The sequence below is a fragment of the Phenylobacterium sp. genome (assembly GCF_030693805.1).
In the GTDB taxonomy this organism is placed as follows: Bacteria; Pseudomonadota; Alphaproteobacteria; order Caulobacterales; family Caulobacteraceae; genus Phenylobacterium.
Genome location: NZ_JAUXZW010000200.1, coordinates 1 through 6,202, shown reverse-complemented (window position 1 = coordinate 6,202; position 6,202 = coordinate 1). Strand labels below are relative to the sequence as shown.

Annotated in this window: 5 protein-coding genes and 1 pseudogene; 5 read left to right on the top strand and 1 reads right to left on the bottom strand. The window is 70.6% G+C overall.

Annotated features, from left to right (window positions below; all coding sequences use genetic code 11):
- A partial coding sequence (locus Q8M88_RS08030; RefSeq protein WP_305596162.1) for a glycoside hydrolase family 15 protein occupies positions 1-864 on the bottom strand: 864 nt, incomplete at its 3' end.
- Between the two features lie 152 nt (positions 865-1,016).
- Between Q8M88_RS08030 and pyk the strand changes: the two genes are divergently transcribed.
- From pyk to Q8M88_RS08005, 5 genes and pseudogenes are all read left to right on the top strand, one after another.
- Positions 1,017-2,429, top strand: a complete 1,413-nt coding sequence (pyk, locus tag Q8M88_RS08025) for a pyruvate kinase (protein ID WP_305596160.1) — start codon at positions 1,017-1,019, stop codon at positions 2,427-2,429.
- A 73-nt stretch (positions 2,430-2,502) separates the two neighbouring features.
- Positions 2,503-3,234 (top strand): 6-phosphogluconolactonase, encoded by a 732-nt coding sequence (gene pgl, locus Q8M88_RS08020; protein WP_305596158.1) that lies wholly within the window; start codon positions 2,503-2,505, stop codon positions 3,232-3,234.
- Between the two features lie 2 nt (positions 3,235-3,236).
- Entirely contained in the window at positions 3,237-5,051 is a 1,815-nt protein-coding gene (gene edd, locus Q8M88_RS08015; protein ID WP_371132649.1) for a phosphogluconate dehydratase, read from the top strand.
- A gap of 8 nt (positions 5,052-5,059) precedes the next feature.
- A complete protein-coding gene (gene glk, locus Q8M88_RS08010) occupies positions 5,060-6,022 on the top strand; it encodes a glucokinase (protein WP_305596154.1) in 963 nt (320 codons plus the stop codon).
- Positions 6,019-6,202, top strand: a pseudogene (locus tag Q8M88_RS08005) (keto-deoxy-phosphogluconate aldolase); the annotation flags it as partial. The gene glk and the pseudogene Q8M88_RS08005, both read left to right, overlap by 4 nt.

Below are 6,202 nucleotides of genomic sequence, written 5' to 3'. Positions count from 1 at the left end.
CAGCATGTCGGCCGCGCCCAGACGGTTCAAAGCCTGAACCACATAGTAGGCGTCGCGGAGCCAGCAGTAGCGGTAGTCCCAGTTGCGTCCGGACTCCGCGTGTTCGGGGATGGAGGTCGTCAGGGCGGCGACGATCGCGCCGGTCTCTTCGTAGGCGCAGAGTTTCAGGGTGATCGCCGAGCGGATCACCGCCTCCTGCCATTCAAGTGGCACGGAAAGCGTGCGCACCCAGCCGCGCCAGTACTCGGCGGTCTCCTGCAGCATGCGCTCGGCGGTGATCGCCAGCGCGGCGTCGAACCCCTCGTCAGCGCCCAGGAACATCGTGATCGGCTCTTCGAGCCGGAATGTCCGCTCCATCTCGATGTGCGAGACCGGTGCGTCGGTGGTCAGCCGCAGCGTCATTTCGCCGCCGGTGTAGCGCAGGTGGTTGGAACCCACGGTGATCTCGGCCGGCGCTGCGCCCCAGCCGGCCATGGGGCGCATGCGGATGCGCACACGCGGCGCGCCCGACAACGGCCTGATCAGGCGGATGAAGGCCAGCGGCCGATAGACCCGGCCGAACTGGCGATAGCGCGGCGCGAAATCGATGATCTCCAGCTTCGCGCCACGGGCGTCGGTGATCTCGGTGCGCAGGATCGGCGTGTTGCGCAGATAGGATTGAGTGATCTCGGCTGTATCCTCGACGTCCACAGCCCAAAGGCCGCGGGCGCTTGATCCCTCGGGATCGCGGTCGTCCAGCAGCGCGCAGAAGAAGGGGTCGCCATCGACGCGGGGGGCGCAAGACCAGACGAATCGCCCGGCGCGGTCGATCAGCGCGCTGGCCGCGCAATTTCCGATCGGAAACAGGTCGAGATTCTGGATCACGCGAGCGCCTTTCGCAGGGGTCGAATGGGTTTCGCCCCCGCATCCGTGCCGCATGGGGTGAACGTCCTCTGCTATGCTTTGATCCGCAGGGCTGGACCAGCGCGGGTGCGAGGTGCAGGCCAGGCGTCTCGCCACAAGATGGATGATCGCCCTTGATCCGACCCCGCCGCGCCCGAATCGTAGCCACCCTCGGTCCCGCCTCCAGCGGCCGTGTCGCCGACCTGGCGCGGGCCGGGGCGGACGTGTTCCGGGTCAATTTCAGTCACGGCGCACACGCCGCCCATGCCGAGGCGATCGCCGAGGTCCGCCGGGCCGAGGGCGAGGTCGGGCGGCCGCTGGCGGTGCTGGCCGACCTGCAGGGTCCGAAGCTCCGGCTGGGCCTGTTCAAGGGCGGCGAGGCGGCGATCAAGGTCGGCGGCAAGCTTCGCCTGGACCTAGACGCCGCGCCAGGCGACGCCAAGCGCGTGGGCGTTCCGCATCCCGAAATCTTCGCCGCGCTGAAGAAGGGCGCATCGGTGCTGCTGGACGACGGGCGCGTGCGGTTGCGGGTGAACAGGCACGGCGCCGACTTCGCTGACACCGTGGTCGAGGCGGGGGATCGGCTGTCCGACCACAAGGGCGTGAACCTGCCCGGCCTGACGATCCCGATCCCCGCGCTGACCGACAAGGACCGCGCGGACCTGGCGTTCGCCCTGGGGGTCGGCGTCGACTGGGTGGCGCTGTCGTTCGTGCAGCGGGCCGCGGACATGGCCGAGCTGCGCAAGCTGGTGGACGGTCGCGCGGGCGTACTGGCCAAGATCGAGAAGCCGGCGGCGCTGGAGCAGCTCGACGAAATCCTCGACCTTTGCCAGGCGATCATGGTGGCGCGCGGCGACCTGGGGGTTGAGCTGGCGCCCGAGGAGGTGCCGGTGGTGCAGAAGGCGTTGGTCCGCGCCGCCCGCCTGCGCGGCCTGCCGGTGATCGTCGCCACTCAGATGCTGGAATCCATGGTGTCCGCGTCGACGCCGACCCGCGCCGAGGCCTCCGACGTGGCCGGGGCGGTCTATGAGGGCGCCGACGCCCTGATGCTGTCGGCGGAGAGCGCGGTGGGCGCCTATCCGCTTGAAGCCGTGGCGATGATGGACCGGGTGATCGCCCGCGTGGAGCGCGACGCGCGCTGGCCCGAGCTGATGCGCGCGGAATATCCGGTGGACGACGCCGACGCCGACGCCCTGGTCGCCGCGGCGGGGCGCGCCGCGGAAGCCGCCTCGACCGCCTGCCTGGTCACCTTCACCACAAGCGGCCAGACGGCGCTGAGGATGTCGCGGGAGCGGCCGCTGCAGCCGATCCTGGCGCTGACGCCGAACCTGGCGACCGCCCGGCGGCTCGCGCTCGTCTGGGGGCTGGAGACGCGGGTCGTGCCCGAGCTGACCGACCCGGAGGAGCTGGCCCGCGTCGCCGTGCAGCAAGCGGTCGCGGCGGGGCTCGCGCAGCCGGGTCAGCGGGTGCTGATCCTGGCCGGCCTGCCGATGGGATCGGCCGGCGCCGCGAACATCCTGCGGTTCGCGCATGCGCCGCTGAAATGAGCGTTTCGCCGGCCATCGCCGATCTCGGCGCCGGCGGACGCGACCCGCAGGGCGTTCCGGGCGTTACTGCGGCATGATCGAACGCTTCGTCAGCGCCGACGCCATGGGTGAGGCCGCCGCGCGCGCCGTCGCGACACGGCTGGCCGACGGAGTGGCGCAGCGTGGGCGGGCCAGCCTGGTGGCCACCGGCGGCCGGGCGCCGGGGCCCGTATATGACCATCTGCAGGACGCCAAGCTGGACTGGGCCCGGGTGGTGACGACCTTGTCGGACGAGCGCTGCGTCGCGGGGGAATCCGAAGACAGCAACGCGCACTTGCTGCACGAGCGGCTCCTGCGCGGCGCAACGGCCCGTTCGGCGTTCCTGCCGCTGTGGCGCGACGACGCCCGGCCGCCGGAGCTGGAGCCGGCGATCCGGGCGTTGGCGCCCTTCGACGCGGTGCTGCTGGGCATGGGCGAGGACGGCCACATCGCCTCGCTGATCCCCGGCATGCCAGGGCTGGCGCAAGCTCTGGATCTGCGGAGCGAGCAGCTCGTGGTGGACGTTCCAGCAGGGTTGGGATCACCGCCCGTGGCGCGGATCAGCCTGACGCTGGCGGCGTTGTCGCAGGCGCGGCTGATCCTGCTCTTGATCGCGGGCGAGACGAAGCGCCAGGTTGTCGAGCAGGCGCAGGCGGGTGGCGATCTGCCGGTCGCGGTGCTGCTGGCTCAGGACCGGGCGCCGGTGCGGATCTTGTGGTCGCCGAGACATGAAGAACGCCGCTCCGGCGACGTGAAGGCCGACATCAAACAGGCGCGAGGTTCGTGATCATGCATCCGGTCGTCGAAGAGGTGACAAACCGCATCGTCGAGCGCAGCCGCGACCTGCGCGACGACTACCTGGGGCGCATGGAGGCGGCCATCGCCCAGGGACGCGCGCGGGGCAAGCTGTCCTGCGCCAACTGGGCCCACGCCTTCGCCGCCTCGCCCGGAAGCGACAAGGTCCGGATGCGAGATCCCAACGCGCCGAACGTGGCGATCGTCTCGGCCTACAACGACATGCTCTCGGCGCATCAGCCGTTCGAGCGCTACCCCGACCTGATCCGCGCCGCGGCGCATGAGGCGGGCGCGACAGCGCAGTTCGCCGGCGGGGTGCCGGCCATGTGCGACGGCGTCACCCAGGGGCGGCCGGGGATGGAGCTGTCGCTGTTCTCCCGCGACGTGATCGCCATGTCGACGGCGGTGGCGCTGACCCACGATGCGTTCGACGCGGCGCTGATGTTGGGGGTCTGCGACAAGATCGTGCCGGGGCTGACCATCGGGGCGCTGTCGTTCGGGCACCTGCCGGTGATCTTCGTCCCGGCTGGGCCGATGACCTCAGGCCTCTCCAACGCCGAGAAGGCGCGGGTGCGCGGGCTCTACGCCCAGGGCAAGGCGACGCGCGAGGAGCTGCTGGACTCCGAGATGAAGTCCTACCACGGACCCGGAACCTGCACCTTCTACGGCACCGCCAACTCCAACCAGATGATCATGGAGATGATGGGCCTGCACCTGCCGGGCGCAGCGTTCGTCACGCCGAACACGCCGTTGCGCGACGCCCTGACGGCGGCGGCGCCCCGGCGGGCTGTGGAGATCGCCCACGGGACCAACGACTACACGCCGATGTCGGCGGTGGTGGGGGCCAAGAGCATCGTCAACGCCATGGCTGGCCTGCTGGCGACCGGCGGGTCGACCAACCACACCCTGCACCTGGTGGCGATGGCGCGGGCGGCCGGCGTGCGGATCAACTGGCAGGACTTCGACGACCTCAGCCGCGTGACGCCGCTGATCGCCAAGGTCTATCCGAACGGCAGCGAGGACGTGAACGCCTTCCATGCGGCGGGCGGGATGGCGTTCGTGGTGCGCCAGCTTCTGGATGCGGGCTTGGCGCACGACGACGTCTCGACAGTGGCGGGACACGGTCTGCGGCGCTATCAGGCCGAGCCGTTCCTGGACGACGGGCGGTTGGTTTGGCGTGAGGGGACGAGCGTGAGCCTGAACAGGGACCTGCTGCGGCCGGTCGACGACCCGTTCCAGAGCGAGGGCGGCATGCGACTCTTGACCGGGGGCCTGGGCCGCGCGGTGATCAAGACATCAGCGGTGAAGGACGAGCACCTGATCATCGAAGCGCCGGCCATTGTGTTCGAGGATCAAGAGGCTCTGCTGGCGGCGCACGCCCGCGGCGAGCTGAACCGCGACTTCGTCGCCGTGGTGCGGTTCCAGGGCCCGAAGGCCAACGGCATGCCGGAGTTGCACAGCCTGACGCCTGTCTTGGGCGTGCTCCTCGACAAGGGATTCAAGGTGGCGCTGGTCACTGACGGGCGCATGTCGGGCGCGTCCGGAAAGGTGCCGGCGGCGATCCACGTGACGCCCGAGGCCGCTGACGGCGGGGCGCTGGCCTATGTGCGCGACGGCGACATGATCCTTCTGAACGCCCACGCCGGCGTGCTGGAGATCAAGGTGGAGGCCTCGGAGCTCCACGCCCGACAGGCGGCGACAGCGCCGCCGTCCGGGCCCGGCTACGGCCGCGAGATGTTCGCCTGGATGCGGCGCAGCGCCGATGCGGCGGAAGCCGGCGCCTCGGTGCTGTTCGAGGCCGCCGCGTGAAGGGCGCGATGCGCGGCCTGGTCGGCGACGTGGGCGGCACCAATGCGCGCTTCGCCCTGGTCGACCAGGAAGGCCACATCCGCTTTCCCCGCATCTTCCCGGCGAAGGAATACGCCTCGCTGACCGACATCATCGCCGAGTACCTGGAGACCACCGCCGGACGGAAGCGGCCGCCGCGCGCGGCGATCGCGGTGGCCGGTCCTGTGGTCGACGGCGAGATCGAGTTCACCAACCTGCACTGGCGGCTTTCGGAGGTCGACCTGGTGGCGGCCTTCGAGTTCGAGGAGGTCAGCCTCATCAACGACTTCGCCGCCCAGGCGCTCGCCGCCCCGCGGATGGGCGTCGACGACCTGCGGGTGATCGGACCGAAGCTGCGCGGATCCGAAGGTTGCCCGATGGTGGTGATGGGCGCCGGCACCGGGTTCGGCGTCGCCGGCCTGGCGCGCTCCTCACGAGGCGACGTTGCGCTGGCGACCGAAGGCGGGCACGCCGGCTTCTCCCCCTACGACGACCTGGAGGTCGAAGTCTGGCGCAGGCTGAAGGCCAAGCACGGCCGGGTGTCGAACGAACGGTTGCTGTCGGGCCAGGGTCTGTTCGACCTGCATGTGGCGATGCGCGACATGGAAGGCGTGAACAGCGAGGCGACCGACGAGAAGAAGGTGTTCGAGATGGCTCAGGCCGGCGACCGGCTGGCGCTGGCGACGCTCGAGCGGTTCTGCGCGATCATGGGGTCGGTGGCCGGCGACCTGGCGCTGACCTATGGCGCGCGCGGCGGGGTCTACATCAGCGGCGGCATCGCACCTCGCATGCCGGAGCAACTGGCGGCCGGCGCGTTCCGGGCGCGGTTCGAAGACAAGGGGCGGCTGTCGGACTACGTCAGCGCCATTCCCACCTCGCTGATCCTGCATCCCTACCCGGCCCTGGTCGGCGCGGCGCGCGAGCTGGCGCAGCTGGAGAGCGTACGCATATGACCATCGACGAGATCATGCGGCTGGCGCCGGTCATTCCGGTGCTGATCATCGAGGACGAGGCCGACGCCGTGCCGCTGGGCCGCGCCCTGGTGGCCGGCGGCCTGCCGGTGCTGGAAGTCACCCTGCGCACGCCGGCGGGCCTGGCCTGCATCCGCCGCATGGCCGCCGAGGTCGAAGGCG

Coding starts and splice junctions, on each gene's coding strand:
- pgl (WP_305596158.1), top strand. CDS start 2,503: ATGATCGAACGCTTCGTCAGCGCCGACGCCATGGGTGAGGCCGCCGCG.
- edd (WP_371132649.1), top strand. CDS start 3,237: ATGCATCCGGTCGTCGAAGAGGTGACAAACCGCATCGTCGAGCGCAGC.
- glk (WP_305596154.1), top strand. CDS start 5,060: ATGCGCGGCCTGGTCGGCGACGTGGGCGGCACCAATGCGCGCTTCGCC.